Below are 24,867 nucleotides of genomic sequence, written 5' to 3'. Positions count from 1 at the left end.
CGGAGGCCGCCTGGGGGCGCTCAGGGGCTGTCCTCCACCGACTCGAAGCGCCAGCGGTGGACGGCCCGCCGGGCCAGCCCCTCGCCCGGTTCCGGCAGCTCGGGCAGCCCGGCGTCGTACGGGGCGTCCCACCAGGTGATGACGAGCACCCGGTCCTGCGGGGCGGAGAAGGTCTCCCGGCGCAGCGGTGCCGGCGACAGCGGGCACGCGCGGGCCCACGCCAGCAGCTCTGGCCCGCGGCCCTCGACGGCGCGGGCCTCCCACATCAGGGCGACGGTCACGAGTAGAGGTTGTCCTTGCTGAGCTCGTGCAGATGGTCGTGGGCGTGGCCGTGACCGTGTTCGTGCGTGTGGCCCGGCACGGACACGTCCGTGACCTGCAGCGAGGAGTCCGCGGGCAGGTCCCACGTGGAGGACGGCCGGCCGCGGGCCACCATCTCCGCGCCCAGCGCCGCGACCATCGCGCCGTTGTCCGTGCACAGCTTCGGCCGCGGGACACGCAGGATGATCCCCGCGTCCTCGCAGCGCTCCTGGGCCAGCGAGCGCAGCCGGGTGTTGGCGGCGACGCCGCCGCCGATCATCAGATGGTCGACGCCGTTGTCCTTGCAGGCCCGGATCGCCTTGCGGGTCAGGACGTCGACGACGGCCTCCTGGAAGGACGCGGACACGTCCGCGACCGGCACGTCCACGCCCTCGCGGCGCTTGGACTCGATCCACCGGGCCACGGCCGTCTTCAGTCCGGAGAAGGAGAAGTCGTACAGCGGGTCCCTGGAGCCGGTCAGGCCGCGTGGGAAGCGGATCGCGTTCGGGTCGCCCTCGCGCGCGGCGCGGTCGATCGCCGGGCCGCCGGGGAAACCGAGGCCCAGCACGCGGGCGACCTTGTCGAAGGCCTCGCCCGCCGCGTCGTCGATGGTGGAGCCCAGCGGGCGTACGTCGCCGGTGATGTCGGGCGCCAGCAGCAGCGAGGAGTGCCCGCCGGACACCAGCAGCGCCATCGTCGGCTCGGGCAGCGCCCCGTGCTCCAGCTGGTCCACGCAGATGTGGGAGGCGAGGTGGTTGACCCCGTACAGCGGCTTGCCGAGCGCGTAGGCGTACGCCTTGGCCGCGGACACGCCGACCAGCAGCGCGCCCGCGAGCCCGGGGCCGGCGGTGACGGCGATGCCGTCGAGGTCGGAGGCGGCGACGCCGGCCTCCTTCAGCGCGCGCTGGATCGTGGGGACCATCGCCTCCAGGTGCGCGCGGCTGGCGACCTCGGGGACGACGCCGCCGAAGCGCGCGTGCTCGTCCACGCTGGACGCGATCGCGTCGGCGAGCAGGGTGTGCCCGCGCACGATGCCGACACCGGTCTCGTCGCAGGACGTCTCGATGCCGAGGACAAGGGGCTCGTCAGCCATGGGTGGTCTCTGTTCCTTGTAGTCCCGGTACGTCAGGGGATGCCGGCAGCTCGCCGAGTCTCATCACGAGCGCGTCGACGTTGCCCGGCTGGTAGTAGCCGCGGCGGAAGCCGATCGGCTCGAAGCCGAAGCGCTCGTACAGCCGCTGCGCGCGGACGTTGTCGACCCGCACCTCCAGCAGCACCTCGTGGCACTCGAAGGCGGTGGCCTGGCGCAGCAGTTCCCCGAGCAGCCGGGCGCCGAGGCCGCTGCCCCACTGCTCGCGGGCGGTGGCGATGGTCTGCACGTCCCCGGTGCCGCCGACGGCGGCCAGCCCCGCGTAGCCGACGACCTGTCCGTCGCCTTCCTCGGCCACGACATAGTGCCGGGTCGCCGACGGGTGCCGCGCGTCGGCCAGTTCGGACCAGAACATGCCGCGCGACCACGCGTCGTCCGGGAAGAGCCGGTGCTCCAGCTCCATCACCGGGTCCAGGTCCCACCAGCGCATCTCGCGCATCACCGCGGTCACTTCGGCAGGACCGCCTTGTAGCCGGCCGGCACCTGGGCGTCCGGGCGGCGCAGGTACAGCGGCAGCGCGGGGAGGAACTCCTCGCCGTCCGCCAGCTTCACCGCGGCGAGCGCGGCCAGCGCGGCGGCGGACTGGTCGGCGGGCGGGCGGAGGTCCGTGAACACCTCGGGGTAGAGGGCGGCGCCCGCGCCGACCGCGGGCACCCCGGCGACCTCGCCGGCGATGTCGGCGGGCCGGTCCACGGCCGGGTCGGTCACCCGGGTCCGCGGACCCTCGTACCGGGCCCAGTAGACCTCCTTGCGGCGGGCGTCCGTCGCCACGGCGAACGGCCCCTCGATCCCGGCCGCGTACGCGAGGCCGTCGAGGGTGCAGACCCCGTGCACGGGGACGCCGAGCACGTCGCCGAAGGAGGCCGCGGTCACCAGGCCGACGCGCAGCCCCGTGTACGGCCCGGGGCCGACGCCGACCACGATTCCGGTCACGGCGCCCAGTTCGGTCCCCGCCTCGCGCAGCACACGGTCCACGGCGGGCATCAGCAGTTCCCCGTGCCGCCTCGCGTCGATCTCCGTCGACTCTGCGAGCACGCGCCGGCCGTCGTGCAGGGCGACCGTCACAGCGGGGGTTGCGGTATCGAAGGCAAGCAGCAGCACGCGTTCAGCCTACGGCGTTCACCGGGGTGGCCCTGCCAGGACGGGGGCACCGCCGCGGCCCGGGACGGCGCTCCCGTCGCCGTGCGGCCCGGCTGCTAACGTCAACCCAGCGTGACGCCCACCTCCGGAGGAAAACCGTGGCAAGGATCGGTTCAGGGACGATCGTGACCGGACTGACCGCAGCCGCCCTGGCCGCTGTCGGTGTCCTCGCCGTCCAGGCCTCCGGTTCCGCGGCCGACATGAGCAAGGGCACCCGCCCGGTGGGTTCCACCGGCACCGACACCCCGGTGTCGGCCTCCGCCTCCCCCGCGCCGCAGAAGGCGAACGAGCTCCCCGCGTCCTCCGGGAGCGGCACCAGGGTCGTGTACTCCCTCCGCAAGGACCGCGTGTGGCTCGTCGGCGCCGACGAGAAGGTGAGCACCACCTACGTGGTCACCCCCGGCACCGTGGACCCCGCACCCGGCACGTACGCCGTGACGTCCCGGAGCGCGAGCGGGCTCGGCGGCGACGGCGTGCGGGTCGAGAACGTGGTGCGTTTCACGTCCGTCGACGGTGTGGTCATCGGCTTCAGCGCGGCCAAGGACGGCTCGCTGCCAGGCCCCCCGCCGCCCGGTCAGCAGACCGGTGGCATCCGCGAGAAGCGGAAGGACGGCGCCGCGCTGTGGGGCTTCGCGACCATCGGCAGCAAGGTCGTCGTCGTCCGCTGATTTCACCCGGACGAGTGAACGCCCGCCCGGGTGACGCCGGCACCGCGCGCGGCGCCCCGGGCCGCGCCTAGGCCGCGTCCGCCTCGGGACGCGTCGAGGGTTCGTCCGGTACGGCGTCGGGCTCCGGCGCCTCGGGCTCCTGCGGTGGGGTGCAGACCGCGCTCGCCGCCGCGCTCGCCGCGAGCAGCTCCTGCATCGAGTAACCCTGCTCCGGCTCCGGGGCCGTGTGGGCCGACATGGATGCCTCCTGGGTCCGGCGGGGTCGGGTTAGGCAGCCCTAACCAGCTCCTGGACTCCAGCAGAACACGTGGGCCGTGTCGTACGCAACATCTTCCCGACAGCTTGTCGGAACGGTTACGCGGTCAGACGCCGAGCCCCGCCAGATCCTCACCGGCCCAGCGCGCACCGACCCCGGTCACGACGACCTCGCGCACGTCGTGGTCCTCCTGGCCGTTGGCGGCGACCTCGCCGGCCGCGCGATGGATCACCAGCTGCAGCCGGTCGTCGGACAGCTCCTCGACCTTGCCCTCGCCCCACTCGACCACGACCACCGACTCCGGCAGCGAGACGTCGAGGTCGAGGTCCTCCATCTCGTCGAGGCCGCCGGTCAGCCGGTACGCGTCCACGTGCACCAGGGCCGGGCCGTCGCCCAGCGAGGGGTGGACCCGCGCGATCACGAAGGTCGGCGACGTCACCGCGCCGCGGACGTCCAGGCCCTCGCCCAGGCCTCGGGTCAGCGTGGTCTTCCCGGCGCCCAGGTCACCGCTGAGGACGACGAGGTCGCCGGCGCGCAGCAGCGGCGCGAGACGGCGCCCCAGCTCGCGCATCTGGTCGGGGGTCTTGACGGTGACCCGGATCGCTTCCATGCCGATGGCTTCCATGCCCATGTGCCCGAATGCTACGCGCCGCCGGAGACCACCCGGTCCGCCCGGCCCGGCATGCCGGGCGGCGGCACCGCCAGTTCACGCAGCGCCTGCGGGACCGGGGCGCGCGCGGCGTCGGCCGCCTCGGCGAGCAGCGCGGCGAGATGGGTGTTGACCAGCTCGGGGTACTCCAGCATCACCAGATGCCCGGCGTCGGGCACCACGACCAGCTCCGTGTCCGGCAGCCGCTCGGCGATGGCGCGGCTGTGCTCGCTGGGCGTCAGCAGGTCCTTGTCCCCGGCGAGCACCAGTCCGGGCAGGCCGTCCAGGACGTCCAGGGCCTCGCCCTTCTCGTGCTCGGTGAAGGCCGGGTAGAACTCGGCGACGACGTCGATCGGGGTCGACTCGATCATGCGCTCGGCGAAGCGCGCGACCCCCGGGTCCACGTCGGAGCCGAAGGAGTAGCGCTTGATGATCCCGGCGAAGAGGTCGGCCGTCGCGCGGCGCCCCCGTTCCACCAGGTCCACCTGGGTGCCCAGGATCCGCAGCACCCCCGGCGCCAGCGCCCGCAGCGCCCGCGCGCCCGCCGCCGGCAGGCCCAGCGTCACACTGGCCAGCTTGCCGGAGGACGTACCGACGAAGGCGAAGCCCGCGACGCGCTCGGCCACCAGCTCGGGGAACTGGTCGGCGAACGCCATGATCGTCATCCCGCCCATGGAGTGCCCGACCAGCACCAGCGGGCCGTCCGGCACGGCGGCGTCGAGTACCGCCTTCAGGTCCCGGCCGAGCTGGTCGATCGTCGCGGGCTCGCCGTCCTCCTGGTCCTTGCCGTGGCCGGAGCGGCCGTGACTGCGCTGGTCCCAGTAGACGGCGCGTATCGCCCCGCGCAGCGCGGCGCGCTGGAAGTGCCAGGAGTCCTGGTTGAGGCAGTAGCCGTGGCAGAAGACCACGGTCAGCGGCGGCGCCTGGCCGTTGCGGCGGAAGAACTGCCAGCGCCGCGGCGGCGCGGCCGCGTCGACCGCGGCCGGGTCCGCCTCCTCGACCTCGTAGTACAGCTCGGTGCCGTCCTCGGCGGCGGCCCGGCCCGGCATCCCGCGCAGGGAACCGTAGGGCCCGGCCAGGTCGAGGGCGAGCCGCGCGCGCTTGCGCATGCCGCGGCCGACCGTGGCGCGCTCCAGCGCGACGCCCGCGGCGGCGCCCGCCGCGACGACGCCGATGGCCGCGCCGACGATCCCGGCGCGCTGCCAGCGACCGGAAGCGGCGGCCGCTTCGGCCACCGCCTCGATCGCTTTCCCCGTTGCCTTACCGCTCTCGGTCATGGTCGTATCGCTGCTTCCCCTTGGCTACGCGTTTACGTACCCACGTAGACGCGCGGCACCCGGGTCCCGATCCGAGTGACGATCTCGTACGCGATGGTGCCCGCCGCGCGCGCCCAGTCCTCGGCGGTCGGCTCACCGCGGTCACCAGGGCCGAACAGTACTGCCTCGTCGCCCGGCTCGGCGGAGTCGCCCCCGAGGTCGACCACGAACTGGTCCATCGCCACCCGCCCGGCGACCGTCCGCCACTTGCCCGCCACCAGCACCGGGCCGGTGCCGGAGGCATGCCGCGGGATGCCGTCCGCGTAGCCGACCGGGACCAGGGCGAGGGTCGTCTCGCCGGGGGTCCTGTAGTGGTGGCCGTACGAGACGCCGTGGCCGCCGGGGACACGCTTGGCCGAGGCCAGGCGCGCCGACAGCGTCATCACCGGCCGCAGCCCGAAGTCCGCCGGACCCCCGACCTGCGGGACCGGCGAGATCCCGTACACGGCCACCCCGGGGCGGACCAGGTCGAAGTGCGCCTCCGGCAGGGTCAAGGTGGCCGGGGAGTTCGCCATGTGCCGGATCTCGGGGCGGAGCCCGGCGCGCTCGGCGGTCTCCAGGGCGCTGTGGAAGACGGCGAGCTGCGCGGCGATGGAGGGGTCGCCGGGCTCGTCGGCGCACGCGAAGTGCGACCACAGCCCGGTGACCTTGATCAGGCCCTCCACCTCGGCCGCGCGGGCGGCGGCGACCAGGTCGGGCCAGTCCGCGGGCTGGGCGCCGTTGCGGCCCAGGCCCGTGTCGGCCTTCAGCTGGACCCGCGCGGTCCGGCCCGCGGCCGCGGCCGCCGCGGTGACCTCGCGCAGCGCCCACAGCGCGCTGACCGTCACGTCGATGTCCGCGTCGACGGCGGCCCGCCACGGGCCGCCCGGCGTCCACAGCCAGCACAGCACGGGCGCGGTGATCCCGGTGGCGCGCAGCGCCAGCGCCTCCTCGGGCGTGGCCGTACCGAGCCAGTCGGCGCCGGCCTGCAGCGCCGCCCGGGCGCACGGCACCATGCCGTGGCCGTAGGCGTCCGCCTTGACCACGGCCATGAGCCCGGAGCGGGGCGCGCGGGCGCGCAGCGCCGCGACGTTCGACCGCAGTGCGGCAAGATCGATCGTGGCCTGGGCGCGCAGATTCGTCTCATCCATCGCGCCCAGTGTCTCAGGCGTACTCTGTGCCGCCGTCACGTGCCGGGTTTCCGGCCCCACACGTACACCGGCTCATGGAGCTTCAGGAAGTTCCACAGCAGGCGCGCGTTGCGGTTGGAGAGGTTGATGCAGCCGTGCGAACCGGGCGCCTTGTAGACGCTTCCCGGCGTGGCGTGCATCGCCTGGCCGCCGCTGAAGAACTGGCTGTACGGCATCGGGGCGTCGTAGATGTCGGAGACGTGGTCCTTGTGGCGCCAGTAGACGGAGAAGCGGCCGGTGCGGGTGAGGTAGCCGGTGCGGCCGCTGCGGATGGCTACCGGGCCGAAGACGACCTTCGTGGCGCTGCTCTGCACCCACAGCAGCTGGCGGTTGAGGTCGATGCACACGATGCGCTTGCCCCGGGCCGGGGCCGGGCATCGCCGGGAGGCGTTCGGGCCCTTCCTGCGCGCCTCCTCCAGGCGCAGGTACCCCCAGGTGGTGGGGCCTGCGAAACCGGTGTCGGGGACGATGCCCCGGGACCGCTGGTACTCCTGGATCGCCGCGCAGTCGGCCTCGGACTGCCTGCCGTTCACGCGCAGCCGCAGGCGCTTCTCCACCTCCCGCTGATACGGCCCGGTGAAGGACGTGCAGTACTCGCGGCGCTCCGGGTTCTCCCCGTCGTCCTCCTCGTAGTACTCCTCGTGCTCCTCGTCCGCCTGCCGCTCCTCCTCGAACTTGCGGGCCCGCTCGATGTCCTTGGACGGAACGAACTCGACCAGCTGCGGGTCCACGGAGTCGTCGTCCTCGGACGGCGCTGCGCTGCGCGCGCGCCCCGGCAGGCCGATCCGGCGCGGCAGGGCGCCCTGGTCGGGGGTGTCGACCTGCCGGGAGGCGTCCGGTCCGAAGGGGACCCCGGGGACGAGCCGGTCGACCGGCACCGGCCGGTCGTCGTCGTCCGCGGCGGCCGTCGTGTGCATACCGAGTGCGGCGAGGGCGATCACTGCCGCGGTGAGCAGCCGAGCCCTGCTTCTGGCATACGTTCCCATGAACACACAAATTGACGTGCGGCCGCCCGGCGGAACACCGCGTCGGCGGACTCCACCCGTTTCGCCCAGTTGACGGCGGATCAGGACCTGACGTCGCGCCAGGCGCCGGGGAGGGCCGCGGCCACGTCGTGCGCGGCGATCGGCGCTCCCACCGGGCCCGCGGCGACGCGCGCGGACAGGCCGTGCAGATAGGCGCCGACGGAGGCCGCGTCACGCGGGGTGAGGCCCGCGGCCAGCAGGGATCCGGTGATCCCGGAGAGCACGTCCCCGCTGCCCGCCGTGGCCAGCCAGGACGTGCCGGTGGGATTGACCCGGACCGGGACCCCCCGATCCGGGGAGGCCACGAGCGTCGTGGACCCCTTCAGCAGCGCCGTCGCGCCGAACGCGTCGGCCAGGCGTCGCACATGGTCCAGCCGCCCCGCCTCCACCTCCTCGCGGGCCACCCCGAGCAGCGCCGCCGCCTCCCCCGCGTGCGGGGTGAGCACGGTTCCCGCGGTACGGGAGCGCACGACGGCCCGGTCCAGCAGCCGCAGGCCGTCCGCGTCGACGAGCACGGGCACGTCCGAGGCGATCACGTCGTCCACCGCACGCCGCGCCTCCGGCCCGTCGCCCAGCCCCGGGCCCACCACCCAGGCCTGCACCCGGCCCGCCTTGTGCGGCGGCCCGGCCGACACCAGCGTCTCCGGGAAACGGGCCAGCACGGCCCGCGCCCCCGGTCCCACGTACCGCACGGCCCCCGCACCCGCCCGCAGCGCCCCCGCCACCGCGAGGACGGCGGCGCCGGGATACCGCTCCGAGCCCGCGACGACACCGATCACCCCGCGCCGGTACTTGTCGCTCTCGGCGTCGGGACCGGGGAGGAGGGCGGCGACGTCCCCGTGCTGCAGCGCCTCCAGGTCGGGCGGGGTGCCGTCGAGGCGGAGGCCGATGTCGATCAGGCGCAGCGCGCCGGCGTACCCGGCGGCGGGGTCGATGAGCAGGCCCGGCTTGTACGTGCCGAACGTGACGGTCATGTCGGCGCGCACCGCCGCCCCCTGCACCTCGCCGGTGTCGGCGTCCACGCCGCTGGGGAGGTCGACGGCGACCACGACCGCGCGGGACGCGTGGGCGGCCTCCGCGAGCGGCACCGCCTCAGGACGCAGGCCGCCCTTGCCGCCGATGCCCACGATGCCGTCCAGGACGAGGTCGGCGCGGTGGATCAGCGCCCCGGCGTCCACGTGCGCGTCGTCCGCGGTGACGGCGCGGCCGCCCGCGGCGCGCAGGGCCGCCAGGCCGCCGCGGTGCGCCTTCTGCGGGGCCAGCAGGACGGCGGTCACGCCCGCCCCGCGCCGGGCCAGCCGCGCGCCCGCGTACAGGGCGTCGCCGCCGTTGTCACCGCTTCCGGTCAGCACGACGACGCGGGCCGCGTAGACCCCGCGCCCCGCGCCGAGCGCGTTCGCGCACGCGGCGGCCAGGCCGGCCGCCGCCCGCTGCATCAGGGCTCCCGGGGGAAGCCGCGCCATGAGCTCGCGCTCCGCCGCCCGTACGGTGTCCACGCTGTAGGCATGCCGCATGCGGCCATGTTCCCACCGGGGGCGCGTCGTTGCGCGCCGTGCACGGGTTGTGTGCGGCGCCGTTGTCCGTTGCGGTGGGGGTTGCCCAGCACGGTCGGTTGCCGTCTTGCGCTGCGCGTGTGGGTGGGCCGGGGTCGGGCCCTCCGGGGCTGCACGTCCTGGGCTGGCATGTTCACGTGCATGGCGGGCACCTGCATTTCCCGCCCCGGATGCCGCACACACATACGCCGCACCGTCCAGAACATCCATCCTCCCCCAGCCTCCGGCCGGGGGAGGACCCCGGCGCGGCACCGAGCCCAAACGACAGAGCGCAGGCCCGCACTGACCGCGCCGGAACACCCCTGCCCCCAACAGAAACCACAAGGGCGCCGCACACAGACGACGACGGGCGCCCCGGAGGGAAACCGCACCCGCGAAGCGGTCACCCCTCCGCGACGACGACCGCTGACGCGACCCCCGCGTCGTGGCTGAGGGATACGTGGAAGCTCCGCACCCCGAGTTGCTCGGCCCGGGCCGCCACCGTCCCGCGGACGATGAGCCGCGGCTGCCCCGAGTCCTCCGTGACGACCTCCGCGTCCGACCAGTGCAGCCCCCCGGGCGCCCCCAGCGCCTTCGCGATCGCCTCCTTCGCGGCGAAGCGCGCCGCGAGCGAGGCGATGCCCCGGCGGGCCCCACTGGGGAGGTGGAGCTCGCCGGGGAGGAAGAGCCGCTCGGCCAGGCCGGGCGTGCGCTCCAGGGACCGCTCGAAGCGGTCGATCTCGGCGACGTCGATGCCGACCCCGATGATCACGGCGTGATCACTCGACCGTGACGGACTTCGCGAGGTTCCGCGGCTGGTCGACCTCGTTGCCGCGGGCCGTGGCGAGTTCGCACGCGAAGACCTGCAGCGGCACGGTCGCGACCAGCGGCTGCAGCAGCGTCGGGGTCTGCGGCACCCACACCAGGTGGTCGGCGTAGGGGACGACGGACTCGTCGCCCTCCTCCGCGATGACGATGGTGCGCGCGCCGCGGGCGCGGATCTCCTGGATGTTGGAGACGATCTTGTCGTGCAGCACCGAACGCCCGCGCGGCGACGGCACGACCACGACGACCGGGAGGTCCTCCTCGATCAGCGCGATGGGGCCGTGCTTGAGCTCGCCGGCGGCGAAGCCCTCGGCGTGCATGTAGGCGAGCTCCTTGAGCTTGAGCGCGCCCTCCAGGGCGACGGGGTAGCCCACGTGCCGGCCGAGGAAGAGGACGGTGTTCTTGTCCTTGAGGGAGCGGGCCAGCTCGCGGACCGGCTCCATGGTCTCCAGGACCTGCTCGACCTGGCGGGAGATCTGGGAGAGTTCGCGGATGACGGCGAGGATCTCGTCGCCCCACTTCGTGCCGCGCACCTGGCCCAGGTAGAGGGCGACGAGGTAGCAGGCGACGACCTGGGTGAGGAAGGCCTTGGTGGAGGCGACGGCGACCTCGGGGCCCGCGTGGGTGTAGAGGACCGCGTCGGACTCGCGCGGGATGGTGGAGCCGTTGGTGTTGCAGATGGCGAGCACCTTCGAGCCCTGTTCGCGGGCGTGCCGCAGGGCCATGAGGGTGTCCATGGTCTCGCCGGACTGGCTGATGGCGACGACCAGGGTGCGCGGGGCCAGGATCGGGTCGCGGTAGCGGAACTCGCTGGCGAGCTCGACCTCGCAGGGGATGCGGGTCCAGTGCTCGATCGCGTACTTGGCGATCATCCCGGCGTGGAAGGCGGTGCCGCAGGCGACGATGACGATCTTGTCGACCTCGCGCAGCACGGAGGCCGGGATCCGCACCTCGTCGAGGGTCAGCAGACCGCCGGCGTCGATCCGGCCGAGCAGCGTGTCGGCGACGGCCTTGGGCTGCTCGGCGATCTCCTTGAGCATGAAGTAGTCGTAGCCGCCCTTCTCGGCGGCGGAGGCGTCCCAGTCGATGTGGTACGGCCGGACGTCGGCGGGCTTGCCCTCGAAGTCGGTGACCGTGACGCCCTCGCGGCGCAGCTCGACGACCTGGTCCTGGCCCAGCTCGATGGCCTCGCGGGTGTGCGCGATGAACGCCGAGACGTCGGAGGCGAGGAAGTTCTCGCCGGCGCCGACGCCCACGACGAGCGGGGAGTTGCGGCGGGCGCCGACCACGACGTCCGGCTCGTCGGCGTGGACGGCCACCAGGGTGAAGGCGCCCTCCAGGCGGCTGCAGACCTGGCGCATGGCCTCGGCGAGGTCCCCGGTGGAGGAGTATGCCTCGGCCAGGAGGTGGGAGACGGCCTCGGTGTCGGTCTCGGAGAGCAGCTCGTGGCCGCGCTCGGCGAGCTCGGCGCGGAGCGCGGCGAAGTTCTCGATGATGCCGTTGTGGACGACGGCGACCCGGCCCGCGTTGTCCAGGTGGGGGTGCGCGTTGGCGTCGGTGGGGCCGCCGTGGGTGGCCCAGCGGGTGTGCCCGATGCCGGCAGGTCCGGTCGGCAGCGGACGCTCGTCCAGCAGCTTCTCGAGGTTGGCGAGCTTCCCGGCCTTCTTGGCCGCGGCGAGCCCCCCGTCGGCGAGGACGGCGACGCCCGCCGAGTCGTAGCCCCGGTACTCGAGACGCTTCAGACCCGCGATGACAACATCGAGGGCGGACTGGCCGCCCACGTATCCAACGATTCCGCACATGAGGAGAACTCTAAGCGGCGAACGGCGGACATCGGACCCTCAGCCGTCCCCCGGGCGGCCCCGGACCGGGACGGTCCGGGGCACCGCGGGGAATGCGGTCAACTGCGCGCGCGGTAGGCGCGCATCACCAGCGGGACGAACACCACGGCGATCCCGGCGGCCCACAGCAGCGACCACATGACAGGTCCTGCGACCTCCCCGGTACCGGTCATCAGCGCCCGCACGGCGTCGGCCAGGCGGGTGACCGGGTTGATGTCCGCCCACGCCTTGAGCCAGCCGGGCATGGTGTCGGCCCGCACGAACGCGCTGGAGGTGAAGGTGAGCGGCATGACCAGCACGAAACCGAAGGTCATCACCTTCTCCGGCTCGGAGACCAGCATCCCGATCAGCAGCGTCATCCAGGACATGGCGACCGCGAAGGCCAGCAGCAGGCCCGCCGCGCCCAGCACGCCGGGCGCCCCGCCGTCGACGTCGAAGCCCATGAGCATGCCCAGGCCCAGCATCAGCAGCAGCGACCACAGCTGCTTGCCGAGGTCCGCCACGACCCGGCCCATGAGCGGCGCGGAGCGGGCGATCGGCAGGGAGCGCAGCCGGTCCAGGACGCCCTTGGTGAGGTCGATGTTGAGGCCCATCGCGGTGTTCATGGTCGCGAAGAGGGCGTTCTGCACGATGATCCCTGGCAGCGCGTACTGCAGGTACGCGTCCGGCGAGCCGGCCATCTGGCCGCCGAAGACGTAGGTGAAGAGCAGCACGAACATGATGGGCTGGACGCTGAGGTCCATCAGCTCCATCGGGTTGTGCTTGATCTGCACCAGGTTGCGCCACGCGAGGGTGCAGGTCTGCTGCACTCCGTCCCAGGGCCGCACCTTGGCGGCGGGCATCACGTCCAGGGTCACGGCGCTCATACCAGGGCCTCCGTCTTGTCCTCGTCCGTCGTCGTCTCCTCCACCGCGCGGTGCCCGGTCAAGGACAGGAACACCTCGTCGAGGCTGGAGCGGCGCAGCGTGAGCTCGCTCACCCGCACCCCGGCCTCGTCCAGCCGCCGGACGACGGCGGGCATCAGCTCCGGGTCGTTGACGGGCGCGGTGACCAGGCCCGACTCGATCTTGGCGGCGGGCCCGGCGATCGCCGAGACCGTCGTGTGGACCTTCGCCAGCTGTTCCGCGGCCATCGGCCGCACCTGCAGCACCTGGCCGCCGACCTGCTCCTTGAGCCCGTCCGGGGTGCCCTCGGCGATCACGCGGCCGCGGTCGATGACCGCGATGTCGTCGGCCAGCTGGTCGGCCTCCTCCAGGTACTGCGTGGTGAGCAGCACCGTGGTGCCGTCCCCGACCAGGCCGCGGACGATGTCCCACAGTTCGTTGCGGCTGTGCGGGTCAAGGCCGGTGGTCGGCTCGTCGAGGAAGAGCACCCGCGGCCGCCCCACCAGGCTGGCGGCCAGGTCGAGGCGGCGCCGCATGCCGCCGGAGTACGTCTTGGCGGCGCGGCCGCCCGCGTCGGCGAGCCGGAACTCCTCCAGCAGGCGCGTCGCCCGGGCCCGGGCCTCACGGCGCGGCAGGCCCAGCAGGCGGGCGATCATCAGCAGGTTCTCGTGGCCGGTGAGCATCTCGTCCACCGCCGCGTACTGCCCGGTGAGCCCGACGAGGGCGCGCACGGCGCCCGCCTCCCGCACCACGTCGTGGCCGCCGACGAAGGCCCGGCCGGCGTCCGGCCGCAGCAGCGTGGCCAGGATGCGCACCGCCGTGGTCTTGCCCGCCCCGTTGGGGCCGAGCACGCCCAGCACCGTGCCGCTGCGCGCGGCCAGGTCCACGCCGGACAGCGCCGTCGTCTCCTTGAAGCTTTTGACCAGGCCCTCCGCCTGGATCGCGTAACTCATCCGCGATGTCCTCCCCGTTGCGGTTCGCACGGTGTTGGTCTGTTGCGCACCACTGTCCCGGGTGCCACTGACATCCGGCTGACAGACCGCTGACGACCGCGCCGGCGGCGGGCTTCCCGACCCCGGCGTGAGCGCCGTTCATCCCGGCGCAACAATGAATCCGTGCCGCCGACCACTTCCCCCCACCCGACGCGCCGCCGCGCCGAGCCCACTCCGTACGTCGACCTGACGCGGGCGGAGTGGAGCGCGCTGCGCGACCGTACGCCGCTGCCCCTCACCGCGGACGAGGTCGAGCGGCTGCGCGGCCTCGGCGACGTCATCGACCTCGACGAGGTGATCGACGTCTACCTGCCGCTGTCGCGGCTGCTCAACCTCTACGTCGGGGCCAGCCACGGCCTGCGCGGCGCGGTCAACACCTTCCTCGACGACACCGGGGAGGGTCACGGCTCGCAGACCGGCACGCCCTTCGTCATCGGGGTCGCCGGCAGCGTCGCGGTCGGCAAGTCCACCACCGCGCGCATCCTCAAGGCGCTGCTCGCCCGCTGGCCCGAGCACCCGCGCGTGGAACTGGTCACCACCGACGGCTTCCTGCTGCCCAAGGCCGAACTCCAGCGTCGCGGGCTGATGTCCCGCAAGGGCTTCCCCGAGTCGTACGACCGGCGCGCCCTGACGCGCTTCGTGGCCGACGTGAAGGCCGGCAAGGACGAGGTCCGCGCGCCGGTCTACTCGCACCTGATCTACGACATCGTGCCCGACGAGGAACTGGTGGTCCGGCGGCCCGACATCCTCATCGTCGAGGGCCTGAACGTCCTGCAGCCGGCCCTGCCCGGCAAGGACGGCCGCACCCGGGTCGCGCTCGCCGACTACTTCGACTTCAGCGTGTACGTGGACGCGCGCACCGAGGACATCGAGCAGTGGTACCTGGCGCGCTTCCGCAAGCTCCGCGAGACCGCCTTCCAGGACCCGCTGTCGTACTTCCACCGCTATACCGAGGTCTCCGAGGACGAGGCCATGCAGTACGGCCGCCACACGTGGCGCGCGATCAACCAGCCGAACCTGGTGCAGAACGTGCTCCCCACCCGCGGCCGGGCCACGCTGATCCTGCGCAAGGGCCCCGACCACAAGGTGCAGAAGCTCTCCCTGCGCAAGCTCTAGCGGCGCGGGGGCGGCGGTAGCCTGCCCGCATGCTGCATCTGCGGATGATCGTCCCGGCCCCGAGGACCGACGAGGTCGTGTCCCTGATCGAACGGACCGTGGGCACCACCCATGTCGCGGTGCTGGCGGGTGCCGCCCGCAATCCGCGCGGCGACATCGTCCTGTGCGACGTGGCACGGGAGGCGGGCGACGAACTGCTGCGCGGCCTCCGGGACATGGGGGTCGCCGACACCGGCTCGATCGCGGTGGAGCACATCGACCTGTCGCTGTCGCGCCGCGCGGACAAGGCCGAGGAGGAGGCGCCCGGCGAGGGCGCGGACGCGGTGCTGTGGGAGTCGCTCGCCGACGCGACGCACGAGGAGTCCACCCTCACCGTCACGTACCTGGCGTTCCTGTCCGTGGCGACGATGCTGGCGGCCTGCGGTGTGATGCTGGACAGCGCGATCCTGATCGTCGGCGCGATGGTCGTGGGCCCCGAGTTCGGGCCGCTGGCCGGGGTGTGCACCGGGCTCGTGCAGCGCCACGGGCGGCTGGCCAGGCGCTCGCTGGTGGCGCTGCTGGTGGGCTTCCCGGTGGCGATGGTGCTCACCGGCGGCTTCAACTACCTGATGGACGCCCTGGGCGTCTTCAGTGTCGCCGACTTCACGGCACCGCACCCGTCCACCGCGTTCATCTGGCAGCCGGACGCGAGCTCCTTCGTGGTGGCGTTCCTCGCCGGGATCGCCGGGATCCTCTCGCTGACCTCGGCCAAGTCCGGGGCCCTCGTCGGCGTGGCGATCTCGGTGACCACCGTTCCGGCCGCCGCCAACGCCGCCCTCGCCCTGTCGTACGGGGACTACCGCGAACTGTGGGGGTCCTCGGCGCAGCTCGGCGTGAATCTGGCGGGCATCGTCATCGCGGGCGTGCTGACGCTGCTCGCCCAGAAGGCGTTCTGGGCGATGCAGCGCAGGCGGCGTGCGGGGGTCTAGCCGAGCGCGGACTTCACGGCGTCGGCGAGCCGTCCGGCCACGGAACGGGCGTGGTCGATGTCGGCGGCCTCGACCATGACGCGGACCAGCGGCTCGGTGCCCGAGGGGCGCAGCAGCACGCGGCCGGTGGTGCCCAGCTCGGCCTCGGCCTCGGTCACGGCGGCGGCCAGCTCGGGCGAGGACCCGACACGGCTCTTGTCGACGTCCCGGACGTTGATCAGGACCTGGGGCAGCCGCTCCATGACCGACGCCAGGTCGGCCAGCGAGCGGCCGGTGGAGGCGACCCGGGCGGCCAGCATGAGACCTGTGAGGGTGCCGTCGCCGGTGGTGGCGTGGTCGAGGATGATCACGTGGCCGGACTGCTCGCCGCCGAGCGCGTAGCCGTGGGCCTTCATGGACTCCAGCACGTAGCGGTCGCCGACGGCGGTCTGGATCAGGTCGATGCCCTCGCGCTCCATGGCGAGCTTGAAGCCCAGGTTGGACATGACGGTGCCGACGACGGTGTTCTTGCGCAGCCGGTCCGCCTCGCGCATGGCGAGCGCCAGGACGGCCAGGATCTGGTCGCCGTCGACCTCGTTGCCCTGGTGGTCCACGGCCAGGCAGCGGTCGGCGTCGCCGTCGTGGGCGATGCCGAGGTCCGCGCCGTGCTCGGTGACGGCGGTCTTGAGCAGGTCCAGATGGGTGGAGCCGCAGCCGTCGTTGATGTTGAGGCCGTCCGGCTGGGCGCCGATGGTGATCACCTCGGCGCCGGCGCGGGCGAAGGCCTCGGGGGAGACGCGGGCGGCGGCGCCGTGCGCCTCGTCCAGGACGATCCTCAGGCCGTCGAGGCGGTTGGGCAGGACGGCGATCAGGTGGGCGACGTACTGGTCGAAACCCTCGTCGTAGTCGCGCACGCGGCCCACCCCGGCACCGGTCGGGCGGTCCCAGGGGGCGCCGGTGCGGTGCTCCTCGTAGACGGACTCGATGCGGTCCTCGAGCTCGTCCGCCAGCTTGTGGCCGCCCCGGGCGAAGAACTTGACGCCGTTGTCGGGCATCGCGTTGTGGCTCGCGGAAAGCATCACGCCCAGGTCCGCGCCGAGCGCGCCGGTGAGGTAGGCCACCGCCGGGGTCGGCAGCACGCCCACCCGCAGCACGTCCACGCCCGCGCTGGCGAGCCCCGCCACCACGGCGGCTTCCAGGAACTCTCCGGAGGCCCGCGGATCCCGTCCCACCACGGCCACCGGCTTGTGGCCCTCGAACGTTCCCGCCTCGGCGAGCACATGCGCCGCCGCGACCGACAGGCCGAGCGCCAGCTCAGCCGTCAGATCGGCGTTCGCGACGCCGCGCACACCGTCCGTACCGAAGAGTCGTCCCACAGTCTTTCCTCCGAGATGTTGCCGTGCTCCGCCCCGTACCCGTCGGGCGTTCATCCGGTTATACGCCTATACCCCCCGGAATGCGTACGCCCCGGAGACGCACAAAGTGCCTCCGGGGCGTACGCGCAGTGCGGCGCAGCGCGCGTGGTGCTTAGCGCTTGCTGTACTGCGGCGCCTTGCGGGCCTTCTTCAGACCGGCCTTCTTGCGCTCGATCTCGCGAGCGTCACGGGTCAGGAAGCCGGCCTTCTTGAGCGGGCCGCGGTTGTTGTCCACGTCCGCCTCGTTCAGCGCACGGGCGACGCCCAGGCGCAGCGCACCGGCCTGGCCGGAGATGCCGCCGCCGTTGATGCGGGCGATGACGTCGTAACGGCCGTCGAGCTCGAGGATCTTGAACGGCTCGTTGACTTCCTGCTGGTGCACCTTGTTGGGGAAGTACTCCTCAAGGGTGCGACCGTTGATGGTCCACTTGCCGGAGCCCGGGATGATCCGGACGCGGGCGACGGACTCCTTGCGACGGCCCGTGCCGGCGGCCGGCTGGGGCTCGCCGAAGCGGGACGCGAGGGACTCGGAGGTGTACTCCTCCGGGATCTCGATGGTCTCCACGATCTCGCCGTCTTCGACGAGCGGGGTCTCGGGGGTGGTCTCGGCCACGATGCTCCTCAGATGCTTTCTGTGTCGTTGGTGGCCGGGACTAGCCCTGCGCGACCTGGCTGATCTCGAACGGAACCGGCTGCTGAGCGCCGTGCGGGTGCTCGGCACCCGCGTAGACCTTCAGCTTGGAGAGCATCTGGCGACCCAGGCTGTTCTTGGGCAGCATGCCCTTGACGGCCTTCTCGATCGCCTTCTCGGGGTTCTTGTCGAGCAGCTCGTCGTAGCGGACAGAGCGCAGACCGCCGGGGAAACCGGAGTGGCGGTAGGCCAGCTTCTGCTGCTTCTTGTTGCCGGAGAGGTGCACCTTGTCGGCGTTGATGATGATGACGAAGTCACCAGTGTCAACGTGAGGCGCGTACACCGGCTTGTGCTTGCCCCGGAGGAGGGACGCTGCCTGGGACGCCAGACGGCCCAGGACGACGTCCTGCGCGTCAATGACGTGCCACTGGCGCTGGACATCGCCGGGCTTGGGGCTGAACGTACGCACGGTCGTAGCCTTCGCTTCTTCAGTGAGTGGGTCCTGACAAGGCCACCCGGACGATCACGACAGCCCTGTCGCCTGCGGCGACGCATACCGCGGGGCGAACGCTGGTCATCGGCCCGGTGGACCGGCGTAGCGGCCTCTCACGTGAGAACGAGCAAGCCAATACGCATAACGAACCTGCAGAATACCCGCGGCTGCCTGTTCGGGTCAAAACGCGCCGCCGCCGCGTGCGCGCCCCGGCCCCCGGGCTACCGCTCCCGGGTGACGCGGGCCTCGTCCCACACGGGCTCCGGCACTTCCCGGACGACCCCGTCCGCCCCGAAGACGAGGTACCGGTCGAAGCTGCGGGCGAACCAGCGGTCGTGCGTCACCGCGAGCACCGTCCCCTCGTACGCCTCCAGCCCCTCCTGGAGGGCCTCCGCCGACTCCAGGTCCAGGTTGTCCGTCGGCTCGTCCAGCAGCAGCGCCGTCGCCCCCGCCAGTTCCAGCAGCAGGATCTGGAAGCGTGCCTGCTGGCCGCCCGACAGCTGGTCGAAGCGCTGGTCGCCCTGCCGGTCCAGCTCGTACCGCCGCAGGGCGGACATCGCCTTGCCGCGGTCGCGGGAGTGCTCCGTCCACAGGATGTCGACGAGGGTGCGACCCGTGAGCTCCGGGTGCGCGTGCGTCTGCGCGAAGTGACCCGGGACGACCCGCGCGCCCAGCTTCCACTCCCCCGTGTGCCGCACGCCCGCGTCCCCCGCCAGCAGCCGCAGGAAGTGCGACTTGCCGGAGCCGTTCGAGCCCAGGACGGCCACCCGCTCCCCGTAGAAGACCTCCAGGTCGAAGGGCTTCATCAGCCCGGTGAGCTCCAGCCTCGCGCAGGTGACGGCCCGCACGGCGGTGCGCCCTCCGGACAGCCGCATGCGGATGTCCTGCTCGCGCGGCGGCTCCTGCGGCGGCCCCGCCTCCTCGAACTTACGCAGCCGGGTCTGTGCGGCCCGGTAGCGGGAGGCCATGTCGGGGCTGATCGCCGCCTGCTGACGCAACGTCAGAACGAGCTTCTTGAGCCGGGCGTGCTCCTCGTCCCAGCGCCGCCGCAGCTCCTCGAAGCGGGCGAACCGCTCGCGCCGCGCCTCGTGGTACGTGGCGAAGCCCCCGCCGTGCACCCACACGTCCGAGCCGGCCGGCCCCGGCTCGACGCTGACGATCTTCTCGGCGGAGCGGGCCAGCAGCTCCCGGTCGTGGGAGACGAAGAGCACCGTCTTCCTGGTCTGCCGCAGCTGCTCCTCCAGCCAGCGCTTGCCGGGGACGTCGAGGTAGTTGTCCGGCTCGTCCAGCAGCAGCACCTCGTCGGTGCCGCGCAGCAGCGCCTCCAGCACCAGCCGCTTCTGCTCGCCGCCCGACAGCGTCCGCACCTCGCGCCACTGGGCCCGCTCGTACGGGACGCCCAGCGCGGCCGTGGTGCACATGTCCCAGACCGTCTCGGCCTCGTAGCCGCGGGCCTCGGCCCAGTCGCTGAGCGCCTGCGCGTAGGCCAGCTGCGCGGCCTCGTCGTCCTGCGCCATGATCTCCAGCTCGGCCGCGTCGACGGCCGCCGCGGCCTCGCGGATCCGCGGCGGCGCCACGGACACCAGCAGGTCCCGTACCGTGCGGTCGTCCCGTACCGAGCCGACGAACTGCGGCATGACGCCCAGCCCGCCGCCGACCGTGACCGTGCCGCCGTGCGGCTTGAGCTCACCGGAGATCAGCCGCAGGAGCGTCGTCTTGCCGGCGCCGTTCGCCCCGACGAGGGCCACCGCGGCGCCCTCGCCCACCCGGAACGAGACGTCGCCCAGCAGCACCCGCCCGTCCGGCAGGTAGTACTCCAGATGCGCAACGTCCACATGTCCCATGCCGTGGATTGTCGTTGCGCGGTCGCCCGCCGCCAAACTGGTTTTCCCCTCTATAGAATCCGCGCCATGACTGACGGGCCGCAGCAGCCGTACAACCCGAACGAGGGATGGACCGCACCGCCGGGACAGCAGGGCGTGCCGGGGACCCCCGGCGACGGGCGCCACGTGCTCCGCGGCCAGATCGTCGGCGGCCCCGACCACCAGCCGCAGCAGCCCGCCTGGACCGCGCCCTCCGACTGGGCGCCGCCCGTGCCCGGCCAGGGCACCCGAGGCCCCTCGCAGCCGCAGGCACCCGCGCCCGCCGTCGGCGAGCCCGACTGGTCGGCGCTCGCCGACGAGGCGGAGGCGGGTGCCAGGCGCCGCCGGCTGCTCCTCATAGGCGGCGGCGTCCTCGCCGTCGCCGCCGTCGCCGGGATCGTCGCCACCGCCGTGGTCAGCTCCGGCAGCCCCGGGCCCTCCCCCACCGAGACCGCCTCGGCGCCCGCCTCCGAGGTCGCGCTGCCGCCCGAGCCCTCCTTCTCCGAGGTCTCCCCCGGCCCGACCTACGGCCCGCTCGACTTCCTGTCCAGCGCCGCCAAGGACACCGCCCCGCTCAGCGTGGGCACCCTCTTCCCCGGCAAGAAGCTCGACTGGGTCAACAGCCGCTCCTACACCAGGACCCGCTCCACCGAGGACCGCAATTGCGCCGCCGCCGCGACCGGCTCGCTGTCCGCCGCCCTGTCCGGCAGCGGCTGCATCCGGATGATGCGGGTGACCTACACCCGCGGCGGCTCCGCGGTCACCGTGGGCGTGGCCGTCTTCAAGGACGCCGCCTCCGCCAAGAAGCTCAGCAGGACGAACAAGTTCGTGCGGCCGCTCAACGGCGGCGGCGTCGCCGACTTCTGCCACGGCGTGGCGTGCTGGTCCAAGTCCGGCGCCGTGGGCCGCTACGCGTACTTCACCATCTCCGGTCCCAAGAGCGGCGCCCCCGCCACCAACTCCGACACCGCCTCCCGGCAGGCCGGTCAGGACGGCTTCAACTACGCCTTCAACCGCATCGTCCAGCACGGCAGGGCACAGGCCGAGGCCGCGATGGCCTCCGCGGCCGCCTCGCCGGCCGGCTGACCCCCGCGCGACCCGACCGGAACGGCATGCCCTCCCTGCGTACGCTGCTGACCCTGCCCCGCGTGCTCCGCCACGGCGCCGCCGTCGGGGCCGGGCTGCCGCCGGACGAGGCCGTCGTCCTGGACGTCCCGGACGCCCCGCTGCGCGCCGCGCTCGCCGCGGCGGGCACCGGCGACCACGCGCCCGCCCGGGAGCTGCTCTCCGCCACCCGCCTGGGCTGCCAATGGGAACTGCGGGACGCGTACGTCTCCGAACTGGCGCAGTTCGCGCTGCACAACCCCGGCTGGCTGGACGCCTGGCTCGACGCCGCCCCCGAGGATCCGGACGCGGCGCTGGTCAAGGCCGACCTGTGCATCGACCAGGCCTGGGAGATACGTAGCGGCGCCCGCGCCTCCGAGGTCTCGCCCGAGCAGTTCAAGGCCTTCTTCGCGCTGCTCAAGGACGCCGTACCGGTGATCGGCGCCGCCGCCGAGCTCAACCCCGCCGACCCGGTGCCGTGGCGCATCGCGCTCACCCACGCGCGCGGCATGCAGTCCTCCCGGCAGATCTTCGACGCGTACTGGAGCGAGGCCGTCGAGCGGGCCCCGCACCACTACGGCTGCCACGCCTCCGCCCTGCAGTACCTGTGCGCGAAGTGGTACGGCACCCACCGCGAGATGTTCGACTTCGCCGAGGCGGCCGCCGAGGAGGCCCTGCCCGGATCGAAGATCAACGCGCTGCCGCTGCTCGCCGCCGTCGAGTACGAGATCGTCGCGGGCGGTCCCGCCGCCGACGACGCGTCCGGCGGGGACGCCATCGAGCCGAAACGTATCGCCACCGCCGTCGACCGCGCCCTGGAGCTGTCCGGCTGGTACGACGCCGGCGACCCGGAGGCCGCCGGATTCCGCAACCACCTGGCCCTGATGCTGGTGCGCGCGGGCCGCTGGCAGGAGGCGCTGCGCGTCTTCCGCGACATCGGCGTGCACGCCACCAGCTTCCCCTGGGCCCACCTGGGCCAGGACCCGCGCCAGGAGTTCCTGGACTTCCGGACGGGGGTGCGCATGCAGGTCGCCACCCGCACTCCGTTCTTCGGCACCCCGCCCCCGGTCCCCGTCCCGGCCGGCGCCCCCGAGTGGGCGCCGCGCACCCTGGCGGTTGCCTCCGCGCCGCTGGCCGCCGTCGCCCGGGCCGCGCTGCTGTGCCGCAGCGGGCTGCGGCTGGCCCCCGCGGGGCCGGACGTCACCCATGTCGAGCTGACCGGGGAGGGCAGCCTGGCGGGGGCGGTCGACCTCTTCACCGCGGGCGAGAAGTGGCCCGCGGTCGTGCTGCAGCGCTCGGCTGACCGGTACGGGATCACGCTGTACGCCAAGGGCAGGAAGCTCGCCGCCCACGAATGGGCGCCGGGGGCGCCCGTGCCGTCCCTGGAGGCCGCCGGCGCCACGGCCGCGGCTCTCGCCGCCGCCTACGGCGTCGCCGACGCACGGCCCCTCACGGCGCTGCTGCGCGGCACGGACGCCCCGGGGCGGCGGCTCGCGGACACGGTGGCCGCGCTGGGCCTGCCGGCGCTGCCGGAGGGCTTCGGGGAGCGTCCCGCGGCCCTCGACGGTGTGCCGGGCGCCCAGGTGCTCGCCCCGCGGGGCTTCCTCTCCGGGGTCAGGGACACCCTCGCCACGGACAGGGGCACCATGCCGCCGCACCCGCGGAGCGCCCCGGTGCGGCGGCCCGCCGGCTGGTGGGCGATGCGCGTCCTGTGCCTGCTGGTGCTCGTCCCGGCCGCGTGCGCCCTGTGGTGGGGCGCCTTCCACCACAGGTTCCACCCGGTGTCCCTTGCGGTCACGTCCCTGGGCTCGGGCTGCGTACTGGCCCGGATGGCGGCGGCGCTGCGGCGCCGCAGATGAGCGGTCCGGTCAGTCAGTCGCGCGGCAGCGGCAGGGTGCGCATGTTGCGGGCCTCCCGGTTGCGCGCCGCGAGCAGCTCGTCCGCGGGGTAGCCGACCTCCTCCAGGGTCAGCCCGTGCGGCCGCACCACGTTGACCGCCGAGTGCCGCGCCCGTCCCGCCAGCACCTCGCCGGGGAAGCCCGCCGCCCGGTGCCCGTCGCCGACCAGGAGCATCGCGCCGACCAGGGCGCGCACCATGTTGTGGCAGAAGGCGTCCGCCCGCACCGTCGCCACGGCCAGCCCGGAGGCGTCCCGCTCCCAGTGCAGTTCCAGCAGGGTGCGGATGGTCGTCGCGCCCTCGCGCTTCTTGCAGTAGGCCGCGAAGTCGTGCTCCCCGAGCAGCTTCTGGGCCGCGGCGTTCATGAGGTCGACGTCCACCGGCCGGTCGTGCCACAGCACGTGCCCCCGCAGCAGCGGGTCGACCCCGCCCTGGTGGTCACCGACCCGGTAGGCGTAGCGGCGCCAGATCGCGGAGAAGCGCGCGTTGAAGCCCGCCGGGGCCTGCGACACCTTCCACACCCGTACGTCCCACGGCAGCCGTCCGGCCAGCCGGCGCAGCAGCTTGCCGCCCTCCCGGGCCCACACGTCCTCCGGCAGGTCCACGTGCGCCACCTGCCCCCGCGCGTGCACACCCGCGTCGGTCCGCCCGGCGACGGTCAGCTCGACCGGCTCCGGCAGCCGCAGCACGGTCTGGACGGCCGACTCCAGCTCGCCCTGCACCGTCCGCCTGCTGCGCTGCTTCGCCCAGCCGGAGAACTCCGCCCCGTCGTACGCCAGGTCCAGCCGCACCCGGACGAGACCCGGCTCCACCTCATCGCTCGACACACTCACCCGCAGATCCTCTCAAACACGCGGACGGGCCCGCCCCCAGCGATCTGGGTGCGGGCCCGTCCGGTCAGGACGTCAGGCGTCCTTGGACTCCTCGGCCGGAGCCTCGGCGGCCTCGGCCTTGTCCTCGACCTCGGCCGGAGCCTCGGTCTTGGCCTCGGCCTCCTTGACCGCGCGCTTGGTCGCGGCCTCCGCCTCACCCGTGGCCTGCTGGGCCACGGTCAGCGCCTCCACCAGCTCGATGACCGCCATCGGCGCGTTGTCGCCGCGACGGTTACCGATCTTGGTGATGCGGGTGTAACCACCCGGGCGGTTCTCGTACCGCGGGGCGATCTCGGTGAAGAGCGTGTGGACGACGCTCTTGTCCGTGATCGTCTGCAGCACCAGGCGACGGTTGTGGATGTCGCCCTTCTTCGCCTTGGTGATCAGGCGCTCCGCGACCGGACGCAGACGGCGCGCCTTGGCCTCGGTGGTGGTGATGCGACCGTGCTCGAACAGCGACTTCGCGAGGTTCGCGAGAAGCAGACGCTCGTGCGCGGCGCTGCCGCCCAGACGGGCACCCTTGGCGGGCTTCGGCATGGTGTTTCTCCTCAATCTCTGCACCGGCCGTGTCAGGTACCGGTGTCAGGGCCCCCCGGGCGGACGCCCGGGGGCAGTCAGATCAGTACTGCTCGGTCTCGACGAAGCCGGCGTCGGCGTCGTCGTCCGCACCGAAGGTGTCGGCGGCGGAGGTCGGGTCGAATCCGGGCGGGCTGTCCTTCAGGGCCAGGCCCATGCCGGCCAGCTTCGCCTTGACCTCGTCGATCGACTTCGCACCGAAGTTGC

At 73.3% G+C, this 24,867-nt stretch carries 25 protein-coding genes and 1 pseudogene; 5 read left to right on the top strand and 21 right to left on the bottom strand.

All coding sequences use genetic code 11. From position 1 onward, the window contains the following. Positions 1-20: 20 nt before the first annotated feature. From ACWDAS_RS09325 to tsaB, 4 genes are read right to left on the bottom strand one after another with little or no spacing between them, the layout of a single operon-like run. Positions 21-281: a hypothetical protein gene (locus ACWDAS_RS09325; RefSeq protein WP_450388254.1), complete on the bottom strand. Its 261-nt coding sequence runs from the start codon at positions 279-281 to the stop codon at positions 21-23. Further along, entirely contained in the window at positions 278-1,393 is a 1,116-nt protein-coding gene (gene tsaD / locus ACWDAS_RS09320; protein ID WP_450388253.1) for a tRNA (adenosine(37)-N6)-threonylcarbamoyltransferase complex transferase subunit TsaD, read from the bottom strand. The genes ACWDAS_RS09325 and tsaD overlap by 4 nt, the downstream gene beginning before the upstream one ends. Beyond that, positions 1,386-1,880: a ribosomal protein S18-alanine N-acetyltransferase gene (rimI, locus tag ACWDAS_RS09315; protein ID WP_450388509.1), complete on the bottom strand. Its 495-nt coding sequence runs from the start codon at positions 1,878-1,880 to the stop codon at positions 1,386-1,388. Before rimI ends, tsaD begins: the two co-directional genes overlap by 8 nt. A gap of 17 nt (positions 1,881-1,897) precedes the next feature. After that, positions 1,898-2,551, bottom strand: coding sequence for a tRNA (adenosine(37)-N6)-threonylcarbamoyltransferase complex dimerization subunit type 1 TsaB (gene tsaB / locus ACWDAS_RS09310; RefSeq protein WP_450388252.1), 654 nt, complete (start codon positions 2,549-2,551; stop codon positions 1,898-1,900). Positions 2,552-2,715: 164 nt separating this feature from the next. Here tsaB and ACWDAS_RS09305 point away from each other — a divergent pair, with 164 nt between their 5' ends. Continuing rightward, positions 2,716-3,258, top strand: a complete 543-nt coding sequence (locus ACWDAS_RS09305) for a hypothetical protein (protein ID WP_450388251.1) — start codon at positions 2,716-2,718, stop codon at positions 3,256-3,258. Between the two features lie 67 nt (positions 3,259-3,325). On the opposite strand, the gene ACWDAS_RS09300 is transcribed toward ACWDAS_RS09305, so the two are convergent. The 10 genes from ACWDAS_RS09300 to ACWDAS_RS09255 all read right to left on the bottom strand — a co-directional run bounded on the left by ACWDAS_RS09300 (position 3,326) and on the right by ACWDAS_RS09255 (position 13,708). Beyond that, positions 3,326-3,496, bottom strand: a complete 171-nt coding sequence (locus ACWDAS_RS09300; RefSeq protein WP_450388250.1) for a hypothetical protein — start codon at positions 3,494-3,496, stop codon at positions 3,326-3,328. 124 nt (positions 3,497-3,620) lie between these two features. Then, positions 3,621-4,145 (bottom strand): tRNA (adenosine(37)-N6)-threonylcarbamoyltransferase complex ATPase subunit type 1 TsaE, encoded by a 525-nt coding sequence (gene tsaE / locus ACWDAS_RS09295; protein WP_450388249.1) that lies wholly within the window; start codon positions 4,143-4,145, stop codon positions 3,621-3,623. 11 nt (positions 4,146-4,156) lie between these two features. Then, positions 4,157-5,440, bottom strand: coding sequence for an alpha/beta fold hydrolase (locus ACWDAS_RS09290; protein WP_450388248.1), 1,284 nt, complete (start codon positions 5,438-5,440; stop codon positions 4,157-4,159). A 32-nt stretch (positions 5,441-5,472) separates the two neighbouring features. Further along, positions 5,473-6,609, bottom strand: a complete 1,137-nt coding sequence (alr, locus tag ACWDAS_RS09285; protein WP_450388247.1) for an alanine racemase — start codon at positions 6,607-6,609, stop codon at positions 5,473-5,475. Positions 6,610-6,644: 35 nt separating this feature from the next. Next, positions 6,645-7,634: a L,D-transpeptidase gene (locus ACWDAS_RS09280; protein ID WP_450388246.1), complete on the bottom strand. Its 990-nt coding sequence runs from the start codon at positions 7,632-7,634 to the stop codon at positions 6,645-6,647. An 80-nt stretch (positions 7,635-7,714) separates the two neighbouring features. Next, positions 7,715-9,187, bottom strand: a complete 1,473-nt coding sequence (locus ACWDAS_RS09275; RefSeq protein WP_450388245.1) for an NAD(P)H-hydrate dehydratase — start codon at positions 9,185-9,187, stop codon at positions 7,715-7,717. A gap of 421 nt (positions 9,188-9,608) precedes the next feature. Further along, positions 9,609-9,977, bottom strand: a complete 369-nt coding sequence (locus tag ACWDAS_RS09270; protein ID WP_450388244.1) for a holo-ACP synthase — start codon at positions 9,975-9,977, stop codon at positions 9,609-9,611. Between the two features lie 7 nt (positions 9,978-9,984). After that, positions 9,985-11,832, bottom strand: coding sequence for a glutamine--fructose-6-phosphate transaminase (isomerizing) (glmS, locus tag ACWDAS_RS09265; RefSeq protein WP_450388243.1), 1,848 nt, complete (start codon positions 11,830-11,832; stop codon positions 9,985-9,987). Between the two features lie 98 nt (positions 11,833-11,930). Further along, positions 11,931-12,737: an ABC transporter permease gene (locus ACWDAS_RS09260; protein ID WP_450388242.1), complete on the bottom strand. Its 807-nt coding sequence runs from the start codon at positions 12,735-12,737 to the stop codon at positions 11,931-11,933. Beyond that, complete coding sequence (locus tag ACWDAS_RS09255) at positions 12,734-13,708, bottom strand: ATP-binding cassette domain-containing protein (protein ID WP_450388241.1); 975 nt, start codon at positions 13,706-13,708, stop codon at positions 12,734-12,736. The genes ACWDAS_RS09260 and ACWDAS_RS09255 overlap by 4 nt, the downstream gene beginning before the upstream one ends. Before the next feature lie 162 nt (positions 13,709-13,870). Between ACWDAS_RS09255 and coaA the strand changes: the two genes are divergently transcribed. After that, positions 13,871-14,863 carry a type I pantothenate kinase gene (gene coaA / locus ACWDAS_RS09250; RefSeq protein ID WP_450388240.1) on the top strand — a complete coding sequence of 331 codons (993 nt, stop codon included), beginning with the start codon at positions 13,871-13,873 and terminating at the stop codon, positions 14,861-14,863. 29 nt (positions 14,864-14,892) lie between these two features. Beyond that, complete coding sequence (locus ACWDAS_RS09245; protein WP_450388239.1) at positions 14,893-15,831, top strand: DUF389 domain-containing protein; 939 nt, start codon at positions 14,893-14,895, stop codon at positions 15,829-15,831. On the opposite strand, the gene glmM is transcribed toward ACWDAS_RS09245, so the two are convergent. The 4 genes from glmM to ACWDAS_RS09225 form a co-directional block, all read right to left on the bottom strand. Then, positions 15,828-17,186, bottom strand: a complete 1,359-nt coding sequence (glmM, locus tag ACWDAS_RS09240; protein WP_450388238.1) for a phosphoglucosamine mutase — start codon at positions 17,184-17,186, stop codon at positions 15,828-15,830. The two genes, ACWDAS_RS09245 and glmM, sit on opposite strands and share 4 nt — an antisense overlap. A 151-nt stretch (positions 17,187-17,337) precedes the next feature. Then, a complete protein-coding gene (gene rpsI / locus ACWDAS_RS09235) occupies positions 17,338-17,838 on the bottom strand; it encodes a 30S ribosomal protein S9 (protein ID WP_319140461.1) in 501 nt (166 codons plus the stop codon). A gap of 40 nt (positions 17,839-17,878) precedes the next feature. After that, positions 17,879-18,325 (bottom strand): 50S ribosomal protein L13, encoded by a 447-nt coding sequence (rplM, locus tag ACWDAS_RS09230; RefSeq protein WP_361800595.1) that lies wholly within the window; start codon positions 18,323-18,325, stop codon positions 17,879-17,881. 245 nt (positions 18,326-18,570) lie between these two features. Next, positions 18,571-20,193, bottom strand: a complete 1,623-nt coding sequence (locus ACWDAS_RS09225) for an ATP-binding cassette domain-containing protein (RefSeq protein WP_450388237.1) — start codon at positions 20,191-20,193, stop codon at positions 18,571-18,573. A gap of 66 nt (positions 20,194-20,259) precedes the next feature. On the opposite strand from ACWDAS_RS09225, the gene ACWDAS_RS09220 reads away from it, so the two are divergent. Continuing rightward, entirely contained in the window at positions 20,260-21,297 is a 1,038-nt protein-coding gene (locus ACWDAS_RS09220; protein ID WP_450388236.1) for a hypothetical protein, read from the top strand. Positions 21,298-21,323: 26 nt separating this feature from the next. Continuing rightward, a complete protein-coding gene (locus ACWDAS_RS09215; RefSeq protein WP_450388235.1) occupies positions 21,324-23,174 on the top strand; it encodes a hypothetical protein in 1,851 nt (616 codons plus the stop codon). Positions 23,175-23,187: 13 nt separating this feature from the next. On the opposite strand, the gene truA is transcribed toward ACWDAS_RS09215, so the two are convergent. From truA to ACWDAS_RS09200, 3 genes and pseudogenes are all read right to left on the bottom strand, one after another. Further along, a complete protein-coding gene (gene truA, locus ACWDAS_RS09210) occupies positions 23,188-24,045 on the bottom strand; it encodes a tRNA pseudouridine(38-40) synthase TruA (RefSeq protein WP_450388234.1) in 858 nt (285 codons plus the stop codon). 72 nt (positions 24,046-24,117) lie between these two features. Beyond that, positions 24,118-24,621: a 50S ribosomal protein L17 gene (gene rplQ / locus ACWDAS_RS09205; protein WP_450388233.1), complete on the bottom strand. Its 504-nt coding sequence runs from the start codon at positions 24,619-24,621 to the stop codon at positions 24,118-24,120. 82 nt (positions 24,622-24,703) lie between these two features. Continuing rightward, positions 24,704-24,867 (bottom strand): annotated as a pseudogene (locus ACWDAS_RS09200) (DNA-directed RNA polymerase subunit alpha); the annotation flags it as partial.

Source organism: Streptomyces sp. NPDC001070, from assembly GCF_053598835.1.
This window is presented reverse-complemented; position numbering and strand designations above follow the sequence as displayed.

Excerpts from the sequence above, each read along its gene's own strand:
- ACWDAS_RS09290 (WP_450388248.1), bottom strand. The coding sequence starts at position 5,440 with ATGACCGAGAGCGGTAAGGCAACGGGGAAAGCGATCGAGGCGGTGGCC.
- rplQ (WP_450388233.1), bottom strand. The coding sequence starts at position 24,621 with ATGCCGAAGCCCGCCAAGGGTGCCCGTCTGGGCGGCAGCGCCGCGCAC.
- ACWDAS_RS09300 (WP_450388250.1), bottom strand. The coding sequence starts at position 3,496 with ATGTCGGCCCACACGGCCCCGGAGCCGGAGCAGGGTTACTCGATGCAG.
- glmS (WP_450388243.1), bottom strand. The coding sequence starts at position 11,832 with ATGTGCGGAATCGTTGGATACGTGGGCGGCCAGTCCGCCCTCGATGTT.
- ACWDAS_RS09220 (WP_450388236.1), top strand. The coding sequence starts at position 20,260 with ATGACTGACGGGCCGCAGCAGCCGTACAACCCGAACGAGGGATGGACC.
- alr (WP_450388247.1), bottom strand. The coding sequence starts at position 6,609 with ATGGATGAGACGAATCTGCGCGCCCAGGCCACGATCGATCTTGCCGCA.
- ACWDAS_RS09275 (WP_450388245.1), bottom strand. The coding sequence starts at position 9,187 with ATGCGGCATGCCTACAGCGTGGACACCGTACGGGCGGCGGAGCGCGAG.
- ACWDAS_RS09255 (WP_450388241.1), bottom strand. The coding sequence starts at position 13,708 with ATGAGTTACGCGATCCAGGCGGAGGGCCTGGTCAAAAGCTTCAAGGAG.
- rimI (WP_450388509.1), bottom strand. The coding sequence starts at position 1,880 with ATGCGCTGGTGGGACCTGGACCCGGTGATGGAGCTGGAGCACCGGCTC.
- tsaD (WP_450388253.1), bottom strand. The coding sequence starts at position 1,393 with ATGGCTGACGAGCCCCTTGTCCTCGGCATCGAGACGTCCTGCGACGAG.
- ACWDAS_RS09215 (WP_450388235.1), top strand. The coding sequence starts at position 21,324 with ATGCCCTCCCTGCGTACGCTGCTGACCCTGCCCCGCGTGCTCCGCCAC.
- ACWDAS_RS09245 (WP_450388239.1), top strand. The coding sequence starts at position 14,893 with ATGCTGCATCTGCGGATGATCGTCCCGGCCCCGAGGACCGACGAGGTC.
- ACWDAS_RS09280 (WP_450388246.1), bottom strand. The coding sequence starts at position 7,634 with ATGGGAACGTATGCCAGAAGCAGGGCTCGGCTGCTCACCGCGGCAGTG.
- ACWDAS_RS09225 (WP_450388237.1), bottom strand. The coding sequence starts at position 20,193 with ATGGGACATGTGGACGTTGCGCATCTGGAGTACTACCTGCCGGACGGG.
- tsaE (WP_450388249.1), bottom strand. The coding sequence starts at position 4,145 with ATGGGCATGGAAGCCATCGGCATGGAAGCGATCCGGGTCACCGTCAAG.
- ACWDAS_RS09260 (WP_450388242.1), bottom strand. The coding sequence starts at position 12,737 with ATGAGCGCCGTGACCCTGGACGTGATGCCCGCCGCCAAGGTGCGGCCC.